The 20,695-nt window shown below is 60.0% G+C and carries 18 protein-coding genes; 8 read left to right on the forward strand and 10 right to left on the reverse strand.

Features of this window, described 5'->3' with window-relative positions; all coding sequences use genetic code 11:
- Positions 1 to 11: 11 nt before the first annotated feature.
- The gene (locus A8C75_RS02790; RefSeq protein ID WP_067377801.1) at positions 12 to 680 is read left to right on the forward strand and encodes an energy-coupling factor ABC transporter permease; all 669 of its coding nucleotides are present in this window, start codon (positions 12 to 14) and stop codon (positions 678 to 680) included.
- 36 nt (positions 681 to 716) lie between these two features.
- Here the strand turns inward: A8C75_RS02790 and A8C75_RS02795 are convergent, their stop codons facing one another.
- The 5 genes from A8C75_RS02795 to A8C75_RS02815 all read right to left on the reverse strand — a co-directional run bounded on the left by A8C75_RS02795 (position 717) and on the right by A8C75_RS02815 (position 8,323).
- A complete protein-coding gene (locus A8C75_RS02795; RefSeq protein WP_067377805.1) occupies positions 717 to 1,259 on the reverse strand; it encodes a response regulator transcription factor in 543 nt (180 codons plus the stop codon).
- Positions 1,246 to 2,514 (reverse strand): ATP-binding protein, encoded by a 1,269-nt coding sequence (locus tag A8C75_RS02800; RefSeq protein WP_067377807.1) that lies wholly within the window; start codon positions 2,512 to 2,514, stop codon positions 1,246 to 1,248. The genes A8C75_RS02795 and A8C75_RS02800 overlap by 14 nt, the downstream gene beginning before the upstream one ends.
- Positions 2,515 to 2,597: 83 nt before the next feature.
- A complete protein-coding gene (locus A8C75_RS02805) occupies positions 2,598 to 3,968 on the reverse strand; it encodes an efflux transporter outer membrane subunit (protein ID WP_067377810.1) in 1,371 nt (456 codons plus the stop codon).
- Positions 3,961 to 7,104 (reverse strand): efflux RND transporter permease subunit, encoded by a 3,144-nt coding sequence (locus A8C75_RS02810; RefSeq protein ID WP_067377813.1) that lies wholly within the window; start codon positions 7,102 to 7,104, stop codon positions 3,961 to 3,963. The genes A8C75_RS02805 and A8C75_RS02810 overlap by 8 nt, the downstream gene beginning before the upstream one ends.
- 16 nt (positions 7,105 to 7,120) lie before the next feature.
- Entirely contained in the window at positions 7,121 to 8,323 is a 1,203-nt protein-coding gene (locus A8C75_RS02815) for an efflux RND transporter periplasmic adaptor subunit (protein WP_269465728.1), read from the reverse strand.
- 134 nt (positions 8,324 to 8,457) lie between these two features.
- On the opposite strand from A8C75_RS02815, the gene A8C75_RS02820 reads away from it, so the two are divergent.
- The 4 genes from A8C75_RS02820 to A8C75_RS02835 all read left to right on the forward strand — a co-directional run bounded on the left by A8C75_RS02820 (position 8,458) and on the right by A8C75_RS02835 (position 13,449).
- Entirely contained in the window at positions 8,458 to 9,090 is a 633-nt protein-coding gene (locus A8C75_RS02820; RefSeq protein WP_067377819.1) for a TetR family transcriptional regulator, read from the forward strand.
- Positions 9,091 to 9,273: 183 nt separating this feature from the next.
- Positions 9,274 to 10,365, forward strand: a complete 1,092-nt coding sequence (locus A8C75_RS02825; RefSeq protein ID WP_067377822.1) for a peptidoglycan-binding domain-containing protein — start codon at positions 9,274 to 9,276, stop codon at positions 10,363 to 10,365.
- 595 nt (positions 10,366 to 10,960) lie between these two features.
- Complete coding sequence (locus tag A8C75_RS02830; protein WP_067377825.1) at positions 10,961 to 12,547, forward strand: peptide chain release factor 3; 1,587 nt, start codon at positions 10,961 to 10,963, stop codon at positions 12,545 to 12,547.
- Between the two features lie 95 nt (positions 12,548 to 12,642).
- The gene (locus A8C75_RS02835) at positions 12,643 to 13,449 is read left to right on the forward strand and encodes a TatD family hydrolase (protein WP_067377829.1); all 807 of its coding nucleotides are present in this window, start codon (positions 12,643 to 12,645) and stop codon (positions 13,447 to 13,449) included.
- A gap of 26 nt (positions 13,450 to 13,475) precedes the next feature.
- On the opposite strand, the gene A8C75_RS02840 is transcribed toward A8C75_RS02835, so the two are convergent.
- Positions 13,476 to 13,865, reverse strand: a complete 390-nt coding sequence (locus tag A8C75_RS02840) for a hypothetical protein (RefSeq protein WP_067377832.1) — start codon at positions 13,863 to 13,865, stop codon at positions 13,476 to 13,478.
- 41 nt (positions 13,866 to 13,906) lie between these two features.
- Positions 13,907 to 15,817 (reverse strand): beta-ketoacyl synthase, encoded by a 1,911-nt coding sequence (locus A8C75_RS02845; RefSeq protein WP_067377834.1) that lies wholly within the window; start codon positions 15,815 to 15,817, stop codon positions 13,907 to 13,909.
- Between the two features lie 310 nt (positions 15,818 to 16,127).
- Between A8C75_RS02845 and A8C75_RS02850 the strand changes: the two genes are divergently transcribed.
- Entirely contained in the window at positions 16,128 to 16,784 is a 657-nt protein-coding gene (locus A8C75_RS02850) for a YiaD family glycine zipper/OmpA-like lipoprotein (protein ID WP_067386930.1), read from the forward strand.
- A 174-nt stretch (positions 16,785 to 16,958) separates the two neighbouring features.
- Here the strand turns inward: A8C75_RS02850 and A8C75_RS02855 are convergent, their stop codons facing one another.
- Together A8C75_RS02855 and A8C75_RS02860 are read right to left on the reverse strand one after the other, a co-directional pair.
- Positions 16,959 to 17,159 carry a hypothetical protein gene (locus A8C75_RS02855; protein WP_067377837.1) on the reverse strand — a complete coding sequence of 67 codons (201 nt, stop codon included), beginning with the start codon at positions 17,157 to 17,159 and terminating at the stop codon, positions 16,959 to 16,961.
- 341 nt (positions 17,160 to 17,500) lie between these two features.
- Positions 17,501 to 18,697 (reverse strand): flagellar assembly protein T N-terminal domain-containing protein, encoded by a 1,197-nt coding sequence (locus A8C75_RS02860; RefSeq protein ID WP_067377840.1) that lies wholly within the window; start codon positions 18,695 to 18,697, stop codon positions 17,501 to 17,503.
- Between the two features lie 397 nt (positions 18,698 to 19,094).
- Between A8C75_RS02860 and A8C75_RS02865 the strand changes: the two genes are divergently transcribed.
- Both A8C75_RS02865 and A8C75_RS02870 read left to right on the forward strand, forming a co-directional pair.
- Positions 19,095 to 19,805 carry a FlgO family outer membrane protein gene (locus A8C75_RS02865; protein ID WP_067377843.1) on the forward strand — a complete coding sequence of 237 codons (711 nt, stop codon included), beginning with the start codon at positions 19,095 to 19,097 and terminating at the stop codon, positions 19,803 to 19,805.
- A complete protein-coding gene (locus A8C75_RS02870) occupies positions 19,802 to 20,269 on the forward strand; it encodes an LPP20 family lipoprotein (RefSeq protein WP_067377846.1) in 468 nt (155 codons plus the stop codon). Before A8C75_RS02865 ends, A8C75_RS02870 begins: the two co-directional genes overlap by 4 nt.
- Before the next feature lie 24 nt (positions 20,270 to 20,293).
- On the opposite strand, the gene A8C75_RS02875 is transcribed toward A8C75_RS02870, so the two are convergent.
- Positions 20,294 to 20,590, reverse strand: a complete 297-nt coding sequence (locus A8C75_RS02875; RefSeq protein ID WP_067377849.1) for a DUF1244 domain-containing protein — start codon at positions 20,588 to 20,590, stop codon at positions 20,294 to 20,296.
- Positions 20,591 to 20,695 lie beyond the last annotated feature (105 nt).

The raw sequence follows: 20,695 nt of genomic DNA on the forward strand, positions 1-20,695 counted from the left end.
AGATAACCTCTATGAGTATCATCGACGGCCTGCTGACAGGCGCAGCTCCGCTCTGGTTTCACGCCCTGTTCGTGCTGTTTCTGTTGCTGGCCCTGTGGCGTCTGCCCTGGGGTGTACTGCTGGGTAACCGGCGCCTGCAGCATCTTTTTTTCGGCAGTACAGTGGCGTTGACGCTGCTCTGGACCTTGCGCGCCGGCATTTCACCAGGGCTGGGTATTCACTTTCTGGGCATGACTACGCTTACGCTGATGTTCGGCTGGGATCTGGCGATCATATCGGCAACCCTGGCACTGCTGGGGGTGACCTGGGTCGGGCTCGAAAGCTGGCAGGGTTTTGGTTTTAACGGTATTTGCACCATCCTGCTGCCGGCGCTGGCCAGTCTTGGCATTCTGCGGCTGGTGGAGGCGCGCCTGGCAAAGAATTTTTTCGTGTATCTGTTCTGCTGCGCCTTTCTGGGCGCGGCTGTTGCGGTGGCGCTGGCGGGCCTCGCGGCGGCACTGCTGCTGTGGTGGCTGGAGGTGTATCCATGGGATCGGATCAGCCAGGAATATGTAATGCTGCTGCCGCTAATCATGTTTCCCGAAGGTCTGCTCAACGGCATCCTTATGACCGGCATGATGGTGTTCTATCCCGACTGGATTCGCAGCTTCAATGCCCGCACCTATATCGACGATCAGTAGCGGCTGGCAGTAACGCTCAGTCGTTTATCCACAGTCCTAACGGCTGACCGGGCGCTTTAGCAGTTTGCGCTGCAAGGTGCGCCTATGCATGCCCAGTGCCCGGGCGGTGGCGGATATGTTGCCCTGGTGCTCCCCCAGTATTTTCTGAATGTGTTCCCATTCCAGCCGGCTGACCGACATGGGCTGGGTGTCGATCTCCATGTCGGGATCGCCATCCTGCTGTGCCAGTGCGGCCAGTATCTGGTCGGCATTGGCGGGTTTTGGCAGGTAGTTACTGGCGCCAAGCTTGATGGCTTCCACTGCCGTGCTGATGCTGGCGTAGCCGGTCAGTACCAGGATGCGCATTGAGGGGCTGGCGGCGCGCAGGTGCGGGATCAGCGTCAGACCCGAGGCACCCTCCATTTTCAGATCCACTGTCACCTGATCCGGTAGCTGTGTCTGCAGGCATTGCAGTGCCTGCTCGACATTCTGCGCGTGCTGGACGTCATAGCCTCGCAGGCGCATGGCCCGGGCCAGTATGCGGCTGAAGGTGGGATCATCGTCGACGATAAGAAAATGCCGCTGTTCAATCGTGCTCATCGGACTGCCTGTGGCGGGGGTGGCGGGGCAGCCGGACTTCGGTCAGGGTACCGCCCTCGGGATGGTTGTAGAGCCGTACCTCGCCATCGATGCTGGCCAGGGTGCTGGTGGTCAGGAACAGGCCAATGCCGAGGCCGCGACCCTTGGTGGTGACGAAGGGTTTACCCAGATCCTCGCTGCGCTCCAGTGGCAGGCCCGGTCCGCGGTCCCGGATGCGCAGCCAGCAGTTGCCGGCATCCCAGTTCAGCTGGATGCGGATATTGTCCGGGCAGGCATCGGCGGCATTGTTCAACAGATTGAGCAGCGCCTGGCGCAGCGAGATCGAGCATAGCATCTGCGGGGCTTCGCCCGGGTCTAGCTGCAGTGCGTAGGTTATCTGCGGGCGCATCAGCAGCCATTGTTCCAGTACCTCGCGCAGCAGGCTGTCGACCCCCATGAGCTGGATGTTGTCCTGTTCGTCGCGTACCGAGTGGGCCAGGCTGCGCAGGCGCTCGGAGCAGCTGTCGACCTGGGTTTGCAGCAACTGAATGTCCTCCAGTAACTGCGGTGATGCCTGGTGCTCCAGCGCCATTTCGTGCAGCAGTACCTGCATGGTGGCCAGAGGCGTTCCCAGCTCGTGGGCGGTGCCGGCGGCATGGGTCGCCAGTGCCAGCAGCTGCTGATCCTCGATACGCTTCTGACGCTGGCGCTCGAGTCGATGCTGCTGTTGCAGCATGTTCTCGTGCATGCGGGCGACAAACCAGCCGATCAGCAGCACTGTGAGCAGAAAGTTCAGCCACATGCCGGTGACGTGCAGGTCGAACAGCGAGGTACCCGGATTTGAATGCCCGTGCTGTTCTGGCCAGATGGGGATGTAGTGCTGCAGCAGAGAGCCGTAGATCGCCACGATCAGCGCGGCCATGAGCCAGGTGTAGCGCCACGGCAGGGTGGTGGCGGCTATGATCAGCGGCACCAGCAGCATGAAGATAAAGGGATTGCTGGCGCCGCCGGTTTGGTAGAAGAGCGCGCCGTAGAGGGCGGCATCGGCAGTCAGCTGGCCAAAGAGTTCCGGATTGGTGACCGGCAGACGGGAATGCAGCCGGGCGTAGGTAACGGCATTGACCAGCGTCATGGCCAGCAGGGTGGTGACGGCCTGCCAGCTGTGCAGCCGGGCGTCCAGCTCATAGACGGCATAGAGCAACAGGCCGCCAAGCCCGAACAGGGCAAGGGTGCGCAGGTAGGTTAGTTGCAGCAGTTGTTGACGATTGCCGTGCACGCTGGGCTCCGGATATACCTGCGTCGGGGCAGGCTGAGCCGGGCATTATACCTGCCCCGGAGCGCCCGGGGCAGGTGTGTGGTCTAGCCGCCGCCCAGGGCTTTGTAGAGGCTGATGCGGTTGTTCAGTTCGGCCAGGCGGGTGTTGACCAGTTGCTGGCGGGCACTGAACAGGGAGCGCTGCGCATCCAGGCGCGTCAGATAGCTGTCGACCCCCTGTTCAAAGCGCTGGTCTGCCAGTTGCAGATAACGCTCGCCGGCAACCACCTGGGCTGCCTGTGCAGTCAGCTGGCGGTCGAACTGGGCCTGGGTGTTGAGGCTGTCGGCAACTTCGCGAAAGGCCGTTTCAATGGTCTGCTGATAGCTGACCACGGCGATTTCCTGTTGTGTCTTGGCGACCTCGACATTGGCGGCGCGCTGGCCGCCATCGAACAGCGGCAGGTTCAGTGCCGGCGCCATCAGCCAGGTGCCGGAGCCGCCGGCAAAGAGGCCGCCGAGATCCGGACTCAGGGAGCCTGCGCTGGTGGTCAGGCTGATGCTGGGAAAGAGCGCCGCCTTGGCCGCGCCTATATTGGCATTGGCGGCGCGCAGCTGATGTTCGGCGGCCAGAATGTCTGGCCGCTGTAGCAGCAGTTGCGAGGGCGCCAGTGCCGGTGTGGCGGCGATCTCCACATCCGTCAGGCCCGCCGGCAGATCCAGATCTGCCGGCAACTGGGTGCCGAGCAGCTGGGTCAGGGCGTTCATGTCCTGGGTGACCTGGCGCTGGTACAGGGCTTCGCTGGCGCGGGCGGATTCCACCGTCATGCGACTCTGGGCCAGCTCCAGTTCGGAGGCGACACCCAGGCGCTGCTTCTGCTGGATCAGGGTCAGGCTTTGCAGCTCACTTTCCAGGGTGGAGCTGCTGAGCTGCAGCAGATCCTGATCCGCCACCAGCGTCAGGTAGGCCGAGGCCACCGCCGACACCAGCCCGATGCGAGCGCTGTGCTGGTTTTGCTGCTGGGCCAGGTACTGCTCCAATGCCTGGTCCTTGAGGTTGCGGATACGGCCAAAAAAATCCAGCTCATAGGCCGTCAGCCCGATGCCTGCGCTGTACTGGCTGCTAATGGCGGCGGCACCGCTGCCGGAAACATCCGCCGGCAGGCGCTGGCGCGATCCAGCCAGGCTGGCATCCAGCGTTGGCAGCAGGGCCGCACGGCTGATGCGGTACTGGGCCTCAAAAGCCGCCACATTCAGCGCCGCCAGGCGCAGGTCGCGGTTGTTTTCCAGTGCCAGGCCGATGAGTCGCTGCAGCCCAGGGTCGGTAAAAACCTCATTGGGCTGCGGGATTTCGGTAAGGGTCTTTGCAGCCTGCCAGGCCGCGCCTTCGGGCGTGGCCGGTTGCTGATACTGCGGCGCCAGGGAGCAGGCGCTAAGCAATAGCACGCCCGCGCACAGGCCAATCAGACGTTTAGTCATGCGTCGCGACCTCGGTGGTGGCCGTGATCGGTGCACTGCGGCGTCCGAACATGCGCATCACCACCACGTAGAACAGGGGTACAAAGAATATGGCCAGCACGGTGGCGGCGATCATGCCGCCCATAACGCCAATACCGATGGCGTTGCGGCTGCCGGCACCGGCACCGGTGCTGATGGCCAGCGGCAGTACGCCGAGGATGAAGGCCAGAGAGGTCATCAGGATCGGGCGCAGACGCATGCGGGCGGCTTCAATCACGGCTTCCACCAGGCCGGTGCCCTGATCGTGCAGATGCTTTGCGAACTCCACGATCAGGATGGCGTTCTTGGCCGAGAGCCCGATGGTGGTGAGCAGGGCGACCTGGAAGTAGACATCATTGGACAGGTTGTAGACAAAGGCCGCCACTACGGCGCCCAGTACCCCCAGTGGTACCACCATGATGACCGAGAACGGGATGGTCCAGCTTTCATACAGTGCCGCCAGGCAGAGGAAGACGATGAGAATCGACAGCGCGTAGAGTGCCGGTGCCTGATCTCCCGCCATGCGTTCCTGTAGCGACAGGCCGGTCCATTCGATACCGACACCGGCGGGGAGCTGGCCGACCAGGCGTTCGACCGCGTCCATGGCGTCACCGGTACTCATGCCAGGGGCTGCCTGACCGACGATATTCACCGCCGGTGAGCCGTTGTAACGCTCCAGGCGCGGCGAGCCGTAGTTCCACTGGGTGCTGGCAAAGGCTGAAAAGGGCACCATGTCGCCGTTGCTGTTGCGCACATGCCACAGGCTCAGATCTTCGGGCGTCATGCGAAAGGGAGCATCGGCCTGCAGATAGACTTTTTTCACCCGGCCGCGGTCGATAAAGTCGTCGATATAGGCCGAGCCCCAGGCGATGGACAGCGCATCGTTGATGTCGTCGATATCCAGGCCCTGTGCCAGCACGCGGTCGTAATCAATCTTGACCTCAAACTGGGCCGTATCGTTCATGCCGTTGGGGCGCACGCCCATCAGCGCAGGGTCCTGTGCCGCCATGCCCAGCAGCTGATTGCGGATCTCCATCAGGCGATCGTGGCCGAGGTTGGCGCGATCCTGCAGGTAGAAATCGAAGCCGCTGGCGGTTCCCAGTTCCGGAATCGGCGGCAGGTTGAAGGCGAAGGCATTGGCTTCCTTGATGCCCATCAGAAAGCCCATGGTGCGGCCGATAATGGAGTCGGCATCACGCCCCGGTGCCTTGCGCAGGTCCCAGTCCTTCAGTTTGACGAAGACGATGCCGGCGTTCTGGCCGCTACCGGCAAAACTGAAACCGGCCACCGTGAGTACGGATTCGATATTTTCTTTTTCCGCCTCCAGCAGATGGATGCGGGTGCGATCAAGCACAGCCTTGGTGCGTTCCTGGGAGGCACCGGCCGGCAGCTGCACCAGGCTGAAAAACACGCCCTGGTCTTCGTTTGGCAGGAAAGAACTGGGCAGGCGCACGAACAGCACCGCCAGCACGACGATCAGGCCCAGATAGAGTAGGCCATAGCGGATACTCTGCTTGACGATACGCCGCACGCCATTGGTATAACCCTGGGTGCCGCGATCGAATATGCGATTGAACCAGCCAAAGAAGCCGCGCTTGTTGCCGTGGGCATGGCTATCCACGGGCTTGAGCAGGGTCGCGCACAGGGCCGGTGTCAGCACCATGGCGACGAGTACAGACAGTGCCATGGCCGATACGATGGTAAGGGAGAACTGGCGGTAGATGGCGCCGGTGGCGCCGCCAAAGAACGCCATGGGCACGAAGACGGCAGACAGCACCAGTGCAATGCCGATCAGGGCGCCGGTAATCTGCCCCATGGACTTGCGCGTCGCGTCGCGGGGTGACAGGCCTTCCTGCGCCATAATGCGTTCGACGTTCTCTACCACCACTATGGCATCGTCGACCAATAGGCCGATGGCCAGCACCATGCCGAACATGGTGAGGGTATTGATCGAGAACCCGAAAGCCGCCATCACGCCAAAGGTACCCAGCAGCACTATGGGAACCGCGATGGTGGGAATCAGGGTGGCGCGGAAATTCTGCAGGAAGAGGTACATGACGAGGAACACCAGCACTATGGCCTCGAACAGTGTCTGTACGACTTCCTGGATGGAAATTTTCACGAAAGGCGTGGTGTCGTAGGGGTACACCACGTCCATTTCAGCCGGGAAAAACTCGGATAGCTCGACGAACTTTGCCCGCACGGCGGTTGCGGTATCCAGGGCGTTGCCGCCGGTTGCCAGCTGAATCGCCACGGCGGCGGTCGGCTGGCCATTGTAAAAAGCCGCGGTGCCGTAGCTTTGACCGGCGAGTTCGACCCGCGCCACGTCCCTGAGATAGATTTTGGAGCCATCGGCGTTCACGCGCAGCAGCAGGTTGTTGAATTCCTCAACATTGCTTTTGCGCGCCTGGCCCATAAGGGTGGCGCTGAACTGCTGTCCTTCAACCGCCGGCAGGCCGCCGAGTTCGCCAATGGCGACCTGGCTGTTCTGCGACTGGACGGCACTGCGCACATCCTGCGGTGTCAGGCTGTAGCTGTTGAGCTTGTTGGGGTCCAGCCAGATGCGCATGGCGTACTGGCTGCCAAAGACGGTGACATCGCCCACGCCTTCGATGCGGCTCAGTGGTTCGCGCAGGGTGGCCGTCATGTAATCACCCAGATCCTGGCTGTTCATGCTGCCGTCCTTGGAGATCAGGGCGGCAACCATCAGGAATCCGGTAGACGACTTGGATACTTTTATGCCCTGTGCCTGCACCACCTGGGGCAGCTGCGGGGTGGCCAGCTGCAGCTTGTTCTGCACCTGTACCTGGGCGATATCGGGATCGGTACCGCTGGCGAAGGTCAGGGTAATGGTCGCGTTGCCGGCGGCATCGCTCTGGGCCGACATGTAGCTCAGGTTGTCCAGTCCGGTCATGTTCTGCTCGATCACCTGGGTGACCGAATTTTCCACCGCCGTTGACGATGCGCCCGGATAGCTGGCGTTGATCTTGACCGTCGGCGGCGCGATGGTCGGGTACTGGGCCACGGGCAGTGTCAGGATCGACAGCGCCCCTGCCAGCATAATGACGATGGCGATAACCCAGGCAAAGATAGGGCGGTCTATGAAAAATCTGGCCATTAAGGCGCGCTCCTGATTAGTGCTGGCTGGCGACTGGGTTGGCCGCTGCGCCGTTCTGCTGGCTATCGTTCTTGGCTGTATCCGGGGTGCTGACACGCACGGTCATGCCGGGGCGCACTTTCTGGGTGCCGGCGGTGATGACGCGAACGCCATCTTCCAGGCCAGACTCAACCAGCCACTGATCACCAATGGCACGACTGATACCTATCTCACGCAGGTCTACAGTGTTTTCTGCATCCACCGTCAGGACAGTAGCGTGGCCGTTGGGGGTGCGGGTAACGGCCACCTGAGGCACCAGCAGACCCTGGGGGCGTTCGCCTTCGGTGAGTTCACCGCGTACAAACATGCCGGGCAGCAGAAACAGATCCGGGTTGGGAACCTCGGCGCGCAGGTTAACCATGCCGGTGCTCTCATCGACGCTGACGTCGGCGAACTGCAGCAAGCCCTGCTGATCATGTTTCGAGCCATCTTCCAGCAGCAGGGTGATGACAGCCTTGTCACCTGCGACCGTGACCAGGCTGCCATCGGCCAGACTGCGCTTGAGGCGCAGCAGCTCGATGGTGGACTGGCGCATATCGACATAGAGCGGGTTGAGCTGCTGAATGCTGGCCAGGGCCAGGCTCTGCTGGGCCGTAACCAGGGAGCCTTCGGTAATGGCGGACTTGCCGATACGCCCGGCAATGGGAGCCTTGATCTCGGTGTACGCCAGATTGATGCGGGCGGCATCCAGCTGTGCCTGGGCTGAGGCAATCTCGGCCTGCTGCTGCTTCAGGCTGGCCTGGGCGTCGTCATGATCCTGGGTGCTGATGGCATTGGTCTTGACCAGTTCGGCATAGCGTTTCGCCTTGAGGCGGGCGCTGCTTTCGGACGCGCGGGCCCTGGCGACGGCAGCCTCGGCAATGGCGACCTCGGCCTTGTGGCTGGCCGGATCTATGCGATACAGCACCTGGCCTGCCTTGACGTCCGAGCCTTCAGTGAACAGGCGCTCAAGAATGATGCCGCTCACCTGGGGGCGTACTTCGGCGATGCGGTAGGCACTGGTTCGACCGGACAGCTCGGTGGTCAGGCTGACCGGTTGGCTGTGCAGTGTTGTCACGTCCACTTCCATGGCCATGGGGGCGCCCATGCCGGCATTGGCGGGGCCTGAATTATCGCAGCCAGTGAGCAGGATGCCGGCCAGCACGGCGATGGTCAGCGTACGACGGATTGGTGTGTTCAAAATGGTGCACCCTGTTTGGTTGCGCTGCGCGGTTGCAAATTTTTGCGGCGGCAGCAGATTGGCAGTCCGTTAATAGAGGCGTATGATACATACAAACATGTATGTATGTAAATAAACTGACGACGGAATTGGTTATGGTGCGTCGCACAAAAGAAGAAGCGCTCGAAACCCGCAACAGCCTGATGGCGGCTGCGCTGGAGCAGTTTTGCGAGAAGGGCATTGCCCGCACCACGCTGTCGGATATCGCCACGGCCGCGGGTGTTACCCGGGGGGCTTTCTACTGGCACTTTAAAAACAAGGTCGAGCTGTTTGAGGCGCTCTGGGCGCAGTTGCGCAATCCGCTGGATGAGCTGGCTGAACTCAGCGAAAACCCGCAGGAACCACAGCCTGTGGAAAAGCTGCGTGAACTGATAATGCTGTTGTTGCAAATGGTCGTCAGCGACCCGGTGCATCAGCATATTTTTCGGCTGATGATCAATCGCAACGAACTGGATGGTGAGCTGCGCGAAATCGGTGCCCACATGCAGCTGATGCACGGCCAGTTTAGGGCCCGCACTGCGCGTATCCTCACTAATGCGGTGAACCAGGGGCAGCTGCCGGCGGATCTGCCCGTGGAGCTTGCGACCTTTATGCTGCATTCCATGGTCGATGGACTGATCGCCAACTGGTTCGCTGACGACAACGAGGTGGATATGCAGGCGGAGGCGCCGGTCATTGTTGATGCGATACTGGTCATGCTGCGTCAGGGCTTCGGGGCGAGCCGATAAGGGGCCGTGTTCGGCGCTTACAATGGTGTCTTCTGATGATATAGTTGCGCAGCTTGCTGCGCCGTCCGGGCATTCGCTGATACGGGAGCCAGGCAAGGGGCTGCCGGGTTCAGTTGTGGCCTCTACTGCTATTGCGGATGTTTTTTTGAGATTGGATTTTATGGATTACAGGACGTATTCAGAATGATTAAGAAAGGTTTGGTGCTGATTTTTTCTTTCACCTTGTCTGGATGCGGGCCTTTTCTTGTTCGTGCAGAGCCGGAGCGCGCGGCAGGGGGTAATGTCAGTACAGTGCCTGCTCCGACGCTCAATCAGTCGGTAGCGCCTGTTGATACGCCCACTGATCGTTATCTGGCGTATTCAGACGATGTGGATACATCTATTGCGAACCTGGATCAGGATGCTGGCGGTCTGTCCGGTATTTCTCCGGGGCAGTGCTGGGTCTATGCTCAGGTCAAACACAAGGCTGTCAAAGACAACATTGATGTTCTGATGCAGGACTCCACGACAAAAATAACGGTGACGCCGGCGGAATTGAAGCGTGGGCTTACGACCGTTGTTACGCGTGAGGGTGCGGTAACCTATAAAATAATTCCGGCCAAGTACAAGCAGGTAATCGAGCAGGTTGTAGTGCGGCCTGAAGTTGTGCGCTATAAGGTCGAGCCCGCAGTCTACGCCCAAAAAGAAGTTGAAGTGGTCGTTGAGCAGGCGCGATCCGTAATGGAACCCTGTGAAACCTCGGGTACGCAATTTTCGAAGGGCACCGGCGTGCAGGCTTTCTGCTCCAGTCTGGTGCCGCAAAAGACCAGGAAAATCATCAGGAAAGAGCTCATTAAACCTGAAATGACACGGATGATCGTTGAGCCGGCCGAGACCAAGGAAGTGACCCGCTGGGTCGTGGTAGCGCCGGCCCAGGCGGTCAGTGTCGATGTGCAGCCGGAGACAGAGCGCCTGGATGTAGAGAATCTGGTGAGTGCTGAGTCGGTGACACTGAACGATGTTCCGCCGGTGACCAAGTCAATGGTCGTTACTCGCTACGAAGGTGAGGCTAAGGTCGTTTCCCGTCGGGCAGTGTGCGACGCTGATATGACGAAGGACCTGATAAAGATTGTTCAGCGCAAACTGCTGGATCGAGGCTATTACCCTGGTCGGCTTGATGGCATTGTCGGAACGAGGACTATTGATGCGCTGAAAGAATATCAGGTCGCCAATGCGCTGGCAGTCGGTGCCCTGACCTATGAAAGCCTTCAGCAGTTGGGTGTTGAAACTCACTGATTATTAACCGGGCGGACAAGCAGGTTTCCTGCTTGTTTGTCCGTTATGAAGATGAATTAAGACCCCTTGCTTCTGCAAAGCAAGGTTTTTCGTCATCTCTCGCGACTATAAGGCCTTTGCGGTAACAAGGGGCGTACTGGGCCTGGGTTTCTGAAAATCAATGATTAAGAATTTTTGCTGTTCTTGTTAAGTCGCAGGATTAATACATTTGAATGTTACGGATGTGTTAATCAATATTTTTTGCGTGTGTCACTGTAATAAATCCCGTCCTCGCACCCTTTTAATATTTTCCCATCTGCTTTCTTGCCTCTTGCTGTCCCTTTTTCCTTTTCCCTGTCTTCTGCTCTCGGGCGTTTGGTTGTGTCTATGGGGGCCTGCTGCGCCTGCGCCTCCCTGCAGCCTTGGTCGCGCCGTTACGAGGTTGCGTTGTCGCTGGCGTACAGGAAAAATTGGCTTAATGTCAGGCCGCTGATTGTGTATACACCCAAGATCGGAGAAAATGACGGGTTATTCCTTAAGTATCCCGCACCCTTCCTGTCGGCCTTGTAGTTCCGTGTGTCATTGGGGTGGGGCAATCAGAGTGAAAGATCTACCTATGTCAGCAGCTGAGCTTGCCCGCGCCGTCGGGAACAGACGCACCTTTGCCATCATCTCGCACCCGGATGCGGGCAAAACCACCATTACCGAGAAACTGTTGCTGCTGGGTCAGCTGATCCAGAAGGCCGGTACCGTCAAGGGCAAGAAAAGCGATCGTCACGCGACCTCTGACTGGATGACCATGGAGCAGGAACGTGGTATTTCCATCACCTCTTCGGTGATGCAGTTTCCGTACAATGGCCGCACCGTCAATCTGCTGGATACCCCGGGGCACGAGGATTTCTCGGAAGATACCTACCGTACCCTGACGGCGGTGGATTCGGCGCTGATGGTGGTGGATGGTGCCAAGGGTGTCGAGGATCGCACCATCAAGTTGATGGAGGTCTGCCGCCTGCGCGATACGCCGATTTTCTCCTTCGTCAACAAACTTGACCGAGACATTCGCGACCCCATCGAACTGCTGGATGAAATTGAGGAAGTGCTGCGCATTCAGGCGGCGCCTATCACCTGGCCGATTGGCCAGGGCAAGGAATTCAAGGGTGTTTATAATCTCTACACCGATGAAATTCACGTGTTTGAGCCTGGCAAGAATGCAGTGCTATCCGATGATATCCGTATCAAGGGTATTGATTCGCCTGAGGCGCGTGAGCTGCTGGACGATACTTACGACGACTTTGTCGAGGAAATGGAGCTGGTGCGCGGCGCAACCCATCTGTGGGATCGGGAAGCGTTTATGGCGGGCAAGCTGACGCCGGTGTATTTTGGCACCGCGCTGAGCAACTTCGGTGTGCGGGAAATGCTGCATGACTTTGTCGAATGGGCGCCGGCACCTGCTGCGCGCCAGACGCAGACTCGTCCGGTGGAAGCCGATGAGGCGAACTTCAGTGGCTTCGTTTTCAAGATACAGGCCAACATGGACCCCAAGCACCGCGACCGCATTGCCTTCATGCGCGTGTGCTCGGGCAAGTACGAGCGGGGCATGAAAATGCGCCACACCCGTATTGGCAAGGATGTGAAGATCGCCGATGCGGTGACCTTTCTGGCCGGTGATCGCGAGAACGTTGAAGAGGCCTGGTCGGGCGATATCATTGGCCTGCATAACCACGGCACTATTCAGATCGGCGATACCTTCACCGCCGGTGAGGATCTGAAATTCACCGGTATTCCGCACTTCGCACCAGAAATGTTTCGCCGCGTGCGGCCCAAGGACCCGATGAAAATGAAGCAGCTGCAAAAAGGTCTGCAGCAGCTGTCGGAAGAGGGCGCGGTGCAGCTGTTTCAGCCATTGAAGAACAACGACCTGGTGCTGGGTGCGGTCGGTCAGCTGCAGTTTGAGGTCGTAGTCTACCGCCTGCTGGATGAGTACAAGGTTGACTGCGTCTATGAGGCCGTCACTGTGCAGACGGCGCGCTGGGTCGAATGCAGTGATAACAAGATGCTGGAGGAGTTCCGCCGCAAGGGGTACGAAAATCTGGCGATTGATGGCGGTGGTCTGCTGACCTACCTGGCGCCGACACGGGTCAACCTGAGCCTGACCCAGGAGCGCTGGCCGGATATCGCATTTAGGGCCACTCGCGAGCACTGATGCGCAGATGCCGATACCTGCCCTGTGGCGGTGCTGGCTTTGTACTTTTGTGCATAGGAAGCAGGGCTCGTCACTGATACAGAGGGGAGGTGATCATGCAATCCGACCTGGATCTGTTTGACAGTCACTGCCATCTGGATTTTGACGCTTTCGGTGGCTGGCGTGATCAGGCGCTGCGCAATGCCCGCAGCGCCGGTATTCGTCAGATTTTGCTGCCGGGCGTGACGGCGCAATACTGGCCGCGCCTGCTGCAGCTGTGCCAGCTCCACGCGCAGGCTTGCGAACACTATCCTCTGCTATACCCGGCTCTGGGGATGCACCCCTGTTTTATGGCCGAACATAGGCCTGAACACCTCGACCTGCTGCAGCAGCGCCTCGCTGAAGGTGAGGCTCTGGCCGTCGGCGAAATTGGGCTCGACTTCTTTATCCCTGATAGCGATGCGCAGGCTCAGCAGCAATTGCTCGAGCAGCAGCTGCTGCTGGCCAGGCAGTTTGACTTGCCGGTACTGCTGCATGTGCGCAAGGCCCATGACCCGATGCTGAAAACCCTGCGGCGATTGAAGTTGCCGCGCGGCGGCATAGTTCATGCCTTTTCCGGCAGCGAGCAGCAGGCGCGCATCTATATTGATCTGGGTTTCAAGCTGGGGTTTGGAGGTGTGCTTAGTTACGGGCGTGCCACCAAGCTGCGTCATCTGGCGGCGACCCTGCCGCTCGAATCCATGGTGCTGGAAACTGACGCCCCGGATATGCCGCTGTCTGGCTGGCGTGAGGAACCTAACCGGCCAGAACGCGTGGCGGATGTGCTGGGTGTTTTGGCGCAGCTGCGGGCAGAGCCTGTGAGGCAGATTGCCCGCCAGACGACGCACAATGCCTGTGCGGTACTGGGGTTGGCCGGTGGCTGAGGCCGGAGAGTCGGCAGGGGTGGCTCTTAGTTGTTGTCGTCCGGGTAAATCCAGTCGAAGATGTTGTTCAGCGTATTCCAGGCTACGGTGGTTTTGTCATTGATCGGCAGTACATAGTAGCGGCCACTCTCATCCGCAGGCTTGGCGCTGTAGCTGCCATCGGCGGGCTCCAGCATCATTTTTGCCAGGCTGAGGGGGTAGTTGGGTGACGTTAGCTGCTGGCCGTAGGCTTCTTCGATGGGATCGGCCAGGGCGATGCCGGGTGCGACCAACGCCAGTTCGAGGCAGGTGTTCGAAGTGCCGCGGCACAGCTGCAGGTAGCGCGTGTCCAGGGTGTAAAAATCTTCCTGTTTGGTTTCAAGGGCGAGGCAGCCGCTCAGTGTCAGGGCAAGGGCGAAGAGAGTTACGAGGCGCATGGAGTTTCCTGTCTGTGATATCTGTGCCGTGGCGCAACGCCTCAGCACATGTCCTTGAAGGGGTTGTCTTCGACCAGGCTGACGGCCTGTTCGTAGCCGGGCAGGCGCACTTCGCGGTCGCTGATCTGCAGGTCGCTGCCTTCCAGTACGCCGTTGTCGTAACGATAGATCGGTCGGCTCAGGCCTTTGCTGGCGGCATCCTCATAGGCGGCGGAGGCGGCAATGGCGGCTTCGCGCTGCTGGCGCCAGTGGGTCATGGCCTTGGCGCCGTGGCGGCGTTCCAGCAACTGTTCGGTAACAGTGGGTGAGAGCACAGGCGCGCTGGCGTTGTTGCCGCCAAAACCCTTGGCGTTGAGCAGAACGGCGTCCATGCCCTGGGGGCCAACCTCCAGATGCTGGTGCGGGAACAGCAGGTTGCTGCTGTTAACGTCGTCGGCAATCTGCGGTGTGGTGTGAATGCCGGGAATAAAACCGTACTGCCAGGTGCCCAGCGACATGCTCAGCTGATCGCCACCGGCGGTGCCCTGGGAGTGGCCCAGGTAGGACTTGATCGCCGCCACAGGCCAGGATTCGATGCCGAAGGCGCGGGCAATTTCATTCAGTACATGGGACTCGGTCACGCGATTTTGCGGCGTGCTGGTGCCGTGGGCCTGTACAAAGCTGCGCTGACGCAGGGCTTCGTCGCCGAGCAGGGTGCGCACCATGCCGGCTGCTTTGCCCATGCACAGGTAGTTGCCGATACCGGGGGCGGAAATCGATTTCTTGTGACCGTCGGCGTTAACGAATACATCGGGCACTGAACCGAAGATCTGGCAGCCCATTTCCAGCGCCAGGTCGTCGCTCATCAGCAGCACGAACTGGCTTGATTCGCCAATGGTGAAACCGCAGTTGTTGGCGAAGGGGCGGCAGGCGCGGCGGTAGTCGTCGTCACTCAGTGTGCTCAGGCCGTCCAGCGCCAGCAGGTCCTTGTCTTCGGCCAGGGCGCCCATGGCGCGAAAGCCTTCGATGATTTCCGGCGTTACGGGGGCATCGCTGCCGCCCACCAGAACAACCTTGCGGGCGCCGCTGCGAATGTCGTTGACGGCATTGCGCAGGTTGTAGAGGAAGGTGGCACAGGCGCCCAGAGCACCGCCGGTGACGCCGACATTGCCCAGTACGTAGGCGTTGACGAAGTCAGCTGGCATCTGGGCATATCCCAGTGGCATCTGCTTGGAGGTGGTGCGCCTGCCCAGTGCCGGGAATTTGGTCAGGCCGCCGAAGCCGAAGTCGTCCAGCTGACCGATGGAGTTGCTGGCATAGACGCCGATCTGGTCGGGCCTGACTCTGGCGGCGATACGCTCAAAGGGCACACCGCTGGACTGCAGGGCATCGGAGGCGGCAAAGACGGTCATCTGCAGGTTGCGCGGATGGTTGCGCGACTGGTAAAGAGTACCCGGCGCGAAGCCGGTCGGCAGCATGCCGGCGGATTGAACCTGGGCGGTCTTGCTGTCGGGGAATATGACTTCGCAGCGCCCGCTGATGGTCACTTCCATCTGGCCTGGCCCCAGGGGGCGCACTTCCCAATTGTCCGGCACTTGCTGGGGCATGTGGCGGCTGCGCAGCTGGAAGCGCAGCTGACCATCGGTGCCCTGAATATCGGCCGGGCGATTGAACATCACGGCATCGACATCAAACCAGTCGGGGTGAATGCGCCGAATCAGGGTGTTGTCAATGACCTGTTGTCCTACCTGCATCAGCAAATCCTCCAGCGGGAGGGCTTCGCCGCTGGCGTTGAGGTACTGATCGTCCTTGTAGCTGGCCAGGTTCATCAGCGTCGCCAGGCTGAGCAGCGTTTGCTGGCGGCTGTCAGCATCAAGCTTGTCAAGAATCACGCGGCGATAGGCGTGATGCGATGAGGCTCGACCGGCCGGATTGATACCACCAAAACCGACAATGACAGGCAGCTGAGACAAAGGGGACTCCTCGGTTAGAACGGGCGCTGGGTTTTAAAGAGGACAGGGTCAAGCGGTGACATTTTATCGGTTGTTCGCCGGACTGACTAGCGCTAATCCCCCCGTAGCGCCGCTCAGGAGGTCAATAAATAGCGGTGCATGGTTGCCAGCCGGTACAAAGAACCTATGCTAAAGGGGTTATGGCGGGGCCTGCTGGCATGCGGCGAAAATGCGCTGCCAGGGGCTTCAGTAGCTGTTAATGCAGCACGTTTAGAATGGATCCTGAGCCGCCCGCAAATCGGGCGTAACAGCTGGAGTTGGACTCTCAATGATGAAAAAAGTAATTACAGCGACGATGTTGGTGGGCGTGCTGGCGGGCTGCACGACTCTTGACCCTTATTCCCGGGAAGAAAAAACCGCGAACGCCACTAAGGGCGCGGGCATTGGCGCCGTGAGTGGCGCCCTGCTGGGCGCCGCCGTATCCAGCGGCAAGGATCGCGGCAAGGGTGCCCTGATCGGTGCTCTGGTTGGCGGTGCTGTGGGCGGTGGTGTTGGTGCCTACATGGACAAGCAGGAAATGGAGCTGCGTCAGCAGCTGGATGGTACTGGTGTCGGTGTTGAGCGTGTGGGTGATGACATCCGCCTGATCATGCCGGGCAATATTACCTTCCAGACCGGCAGTGCCCAGCTGGATACGGGCTTCTATGCCGTGCTGGACGATGTGGCGCTGGTGCTGAACAAGTACAAGGACAGTGCCGTGGGTGTGAACGGTTATACCGATAGCACAGGTTCCTTCGAGTTCAACCAGAGCCTGTCTGAACAGCGCGCCGCCAGTGTCGCCAGCTATCTGGTTGGTCGTGGCGTGTCCCAGTTGCGCTTGACGACCCAGGGCTATGGTCCGCGCTACCCGGTGGCAGACAACGGCTCGGCTGCAGGGCGTGCACAGAACCGTCGCGTGGAAGTCTATATTCGCGGCGCCGCGGGCTGATAGCTGATAGCTGATCAGTGTCCACCGTTAGTCTGAACGGTGAATAAAAAAGGGCCCGGTCTGTTGATCGGGCCCTTTTTTGTACAGGGATGTACTTATCCTGTGGGCGCATGGACGCGCAGGAGCAGGGCTTGTGTCCGGCAGATGCGGGATCTGCCGTCGTGCGCGTGCGTCTCAGGCGGCTGACTGCGCGGCCTGAGTGGATTCGAAACGGGCCAGCAGGGATTGCAGGCGGCGGGTCGATTCGGATTTATCGGCTTCCAGCGCATCCTTGGCATCACGCAGTTCGGTGACTTCCATACGCAGAAGCTCAACTTCTTCCAGCATTTCTTCGATTTTGCGTTCCAGCAAGGCGAACATTTCAGTCTGTTGCATCTTGATTACAATCCTGATCCGGGGTGGGTAAAGCGGCCTAGGGGGCTGTCTGAGGATGCTAGCCGTAGCGAGAACCGGCTGATTTGAGTTGGTTTTTGCGATGTTTTAAGGCGATAAATCGGCAGGATAGCCGATTTACACAGCGTTAGCTGCCCACCGGGCAAGCTACAGGGATGTAGCTTGTGAATAGTGGTTCTATTTAACGCTAAACAGCGCGAAAACCAGCCAAGCTCAGATGGTTCGCAGTAGGTTAAGTATTGTCAAACAGCCGCCTAGTATAGGGAAAAAACCGGGCCGGGCCTATTGTCGTTATTCAGCGACCTGAACACTTGGGCAAAGCCCTACTGGCTGCCGACAAGGTCGCCGCGCTGGATGTTGAAAACTTCGCTGCTGTTGCCAAGGGTGCCACTGGCGGAGAGTGGCTGTACATCGTCGACGATGAACGTCTGGCGGCTGTTATCAAGGCTGTTGTCACGCAGCCGGTCAAGGCGCAGCAGGCTGAGTCTGTCGCCAGTGCTGATGCCGGCATTGGTGCCGGCGTCAAACCAGATACGGTTGTTTTCGATGCGGGATATGGGGGCGCGAAAGGGCAGGCAGGCCAGTTCTTCGCCCAACTCCCGGCCGACCTGCTCTAGCAGTAGCCGGGTTTTGCTCCCGTAATCCTGTTGCCAGAAGGCCGCGCTGGCAAAGCCGGTGTTTTGCTCCATCGGCAGGTTCCACAGTCCCTGGGTCTGGTACTGGTGGCTGAACAGCAGGGCGCCGGACAGGGCATCATGTACAAACAGGTCGATGGCAAAACTGCGCAGGTAGCGGTCATCCTGTGGCTGGGCGCGGTTGAACCAGTGTTTCAGGATATTCTGCTCGCTGTGCACCGCCGGGGTCTGCATGGACAGATCGCGTACCACGCCCGAGACCAGGTACTGTGGGCCGAACTGTGCGCTTTGTGGCAGCAGGGTCAGCAGGCGGCCGTTGTCGAGCTGGCGGGTGGGGGCGCTGAGGGGGTTGTCGATCAGGCGGGTATTGCCCGCATTGAGCGCCTCAAGGCGCGGGTTCAGGTTCAGTTTCTCTGTCAGTTCAAGCGCCAGTGCCTGTTCGATATTGCCGAGCTGGCCGAGGTTCGCATCCTGTGGGCGCTGCAGTACAAATGCGGTCACGGCCAGGCGGTTGCGGTACTGGTGGCTGCTGCCGTTGCTGCAGCCCTGAGCGATATCGACATCTGCGCTGATGCGCACCAGAAGCCAGTTGTCCTGGCGTCTTTCGTCCAGCAACTGCACGTTGCGTACCTTGCCAAGGGAGGCCATGTGCAGGTTGTCGACTTCCAGTATGCCGTCGTTGATCTGCTGGTTGACGCTGATATAGGCGGCGGCCTGGAGTGCGGCCTGTTCGGTCGCATCCTGGATGGCGGCGCGCCGCGCCGAGGCGATGTCGGAGCCCATTATCATGGCGCGTCCTTCGGCCTGCATGCTTTGGGCCTGAGTGCCGGTGGCGAGGCTTAGCAGAACCGCCAGGCCTGTGATGCGTAACAGAAGACTAAACATGTGCGCTCTCGGGCCGATACTCTTGGGGCAAAGGTATGCAATTTGAACCCGCCTTGCAAACTATGCCGTAGCGGCCTCGCGGCTTTAAATAGTAAGCCGTACTGCAATCGGCGTTGTTTGACGCTACAGGGAGGTCGCGCAGGGTTGTTCAGGGGCTGGAGGGGTTAACCCCGGCGGGCATTGTGCTAGTGTACTGTTTCGCCCTAATGGGTGCTTATAGAGCCCGCCAATTCGTGTCCGGCAAGGCGCCGTTCGCCGGTAATAGTGGGGCTCTTGCCAAGAACGGCAACGTCGCAGGGCGCGAATTGGCGAGCTCCCTTCGGGCGAGCCGCTAAAAGTGCCTTGAAGGGCGAAGCAGTACACTAACTTGGCTGCGGATCAATGACGGATGACAAGAATGAAACGACTGGCTGGGGCACTGGTGCTGCTGGTGACGGGTTGTGCCATGCAAGAGCGTCCTCCCGTGGCGGTGCAGGTGGAGTCCTTCGGTGATGGCGCCGTGGCGCAGCTGCGCGAGCTTGGTGCCGAGGGCTCGGTCGGTGCGGGCGGGGTGTCCCGCGGTGCACCCCTGAGCCTGCTGGAGTCCCAGGCGCTGACGGACCCCATGAGCGAGGCCGTAGCGCAGATGGTGCGCCAGCTGTCGATCGGCTTGCGGGAGCATCGCGTCAAGCGCCTGCCCATGGCGGTACTGCCCTTTGTTGAGCTGGGCACTGATACGGCGGAAACGGCCAGGGATCTGCTGGGAGAGCGGGTGGCGGAGAACTTCATTTATCAGATGCAGCAGGCGCAGTACAACCTGATCGACTACCGCGCCCTGAGTCTTACCACCACCGAAAAGGCGCCACTGTCGCGGCAGAACCTGTCGGTGCTGTTCAGTCGCAATCGTATTTATTTCGTGCTGACCGGTACTTACGCCCGCTATCCCGACGGCATAGTGCTGAATGCGCGGGTGCTGGATACCACCACGCGTCAGGTACTCGCCAGCGGGCAGACCCATGTGCCGGATGCACGCCTCGAGGGTGCGCTGCCAGGGTTTGATCCATTGCAGGCGCTGGAGGCCGGCATGATTATCGAGAATGGCCGTGGTCCTGTGGGGTTGAAACAATGAACATGACGGCTGGAGTCAGGCTGAGCCTGGCAGGCGTTGCGCTTGCGTTGCTGATGGGCTGCAGTTCGGTGCAGCATGGCTGGCAGGCGTCATCGGCGCATTATACAGGCCGGCCGCAGGAGGTTGAGCGTCGGGCGCCCGAACTGGTGACGGCGACCGGCTATGCTCCCATCAGCTTGCAGCCCGGGCAGACCGAGCAGCACCGGGTGCTGCTGGCCATGCGGGCATCCAAGCTGCGCGCCTATCAGGAGCTGGCCGCAGTGGTGCACGGGCAGTACCTGTACGGAACGACTCAGGTCAACGACATGGTGATGCAGAATGACCGCTTTCGCGCGGCTGTGTCCGGCATTGTGCGCGGTGCCCGGGTGGTGAAGTCCTACCCGGTGCAGGATGATACCTATGCCACCATCCTGGAGCTGGATCTGAGCCAGGTGCAGCGGGCCTGGGTGGTGTCGGAGCGCTAAGATGTTTAGCGCTCCGTCGGGGGATCAGTCTTTCGGGGCTGATTGCTTGAACTGGGCCAGCTGTTCAGCGCTGGCTTCAGCCTGATGCTTTTCCTTCCACTGGGCGTAGGGCTCGCCGTAGACCCGTTCGCGGGCCTGTTCGTAATCGACGCTTTCCCCCTGTTCGTCGGCGGCGGCAACATACCACTTGGACAGGCAGTTGCGGCAAAAGCCCGCCAGATTCATCAGGTCAATATTCTGCACGTCCTTGCGATTATCCAGATGTTCAAGCAGGCGGCGAAAAACGGCGGCTTCAATCTCGGTGCGGGTTTGCTTATTCATGATATGTCCTGTGCCGGTGCCTGTTGTTCCGGCGTATGTCGGATTGGAATGCACGCCGGGGGCTTCCGGCGTACAGGGTTGCATTCGATCTAGGCTCTGAGGCGG

Source organism: Marinobacterium aestuarii, assembly GCF_001651805.1.
GTDB lineage: Bacteria > Pseudomonadota > Gammaproteobacteria > Pseudomonadales > Balneatricaceae > Marinobacterium_A > Marinobacterium_A aestuarii.

What these genes read in the sequence shown, in the direction of transcription:
- A8C75_RS02850 (WP_067386930.1), top strand. Translation starts at nt 16,128, where the DNA reads ATGAAAAAAGTAATTACAGCGACGATGTTGGTGGGCGTGCTGGCGGGC.
- A8C75_RS02875 (WP_067377849.1), bottom strand. Translation starts at nt 20,590, where the DNA reads ATGAATAAGCAAACCCGCACCGAGATTGAAGCCGCCGTTTTTCGCCGC.
- A8C75_RS02805 (WP_067377810.1), bottom strand. Translation starts at nt 3,968, where the DNA reads ATGACTAAACGTCTGATTGGCCTGTGCGCGGGCGTGCTATTGCTTAGC.
- A8C75_RS02840 (WP_067377832.1), bottom strand. Translation starts at nt 13,865, where the DNA reads ATGCGCCTCGTAACTCTCTTCGCCCTTGCCCTGACACTGAGCGGCTGC.
- A8C75_RS02870 (WP_067377846.1), top strand. Translation starts at nt 19,802, where the DNA reads ATGAACATGACGGCTGGAGTCAGGCTGAGCCTGGCAGGCGTTGCGCTT.
- A8C75_RS02835 (WP_067377829.1), top strand. Translation starts at nt 12,643, where the DNA reads ATGCAATCCGACCTGGATCTGTTTGACAGTCACTGCCATCTGGATTTT.
- A8C75_RS02810 (WP_067377813.1), bottom strand. Translation starts at nt 7,104, where the DNA reads ATGGCCAGATTTTTCATAGACCGCCCTATCTTTGCCTGGGTTATCGCC.
- A8C75_RS02795 (WP_067377805.1), bottom strand. Translation starts at nt 1,259, where the DNA reads ATGAGCACGATTGAACAGCGGCATTTTCTTATCGTCGACGATGATCCC.
- A8C75_RS02865 (WP_067377843.1), top strand. Translation starts at nt 19,095, where the DNA reads ATGAAACGACTGGCTGGGGCACTGGTGCTGCTGGTGACGGGTTGTGCC.
- A8C75_RS02820 (WP_067377819.1), top strand. Translation starts at nt 8,458, where the DNA reads ATGGTGCGTCGCACAAAAGAAGAAGCGCTCGAAACCCGCAACAGCCTG.
- A8C75_RS02830 (WP_067377825.1), top strand. Translation starts at nt 10,961, where the DNA reads ATGTCAGCAGCTGAGCTTGCCCGCGCCGTCGGGAACAGACGCACCTTT.
- A8C75_RS02790 (WP_067377801.1), top strand. Translation starts at nt 12, where the DNA reads ATGAGTATCATCGACGGCCTGCTGACAGGCGCAGCTCCGCTCTGGTTT.
- A8C75_RS02855 (WP_067377837.1), bottom strand. Translation starts at nt 17,159, where the DNA reads ATGCAACAGACTGAAATGTTCGCCTTGCTGGAACGCAAAATCGAAGAA.
- A8C75_RS02825 (WP_067377822.1), top strand. Translation starts at nt 9,274, where the DNA reads ATGATTAAGAAAGGTTTGGTGCTGATTTTTTCTTTCACCTTGTCTGGA.
- A8C75_RS02860 (WP_067377840.1), bottom strand. Translation starts at nt 18,697, where the DNA reads ATGTTTAGTCTTCTGTTACGCATCACAGGCCTGGCGGTTCTGCTAAGC.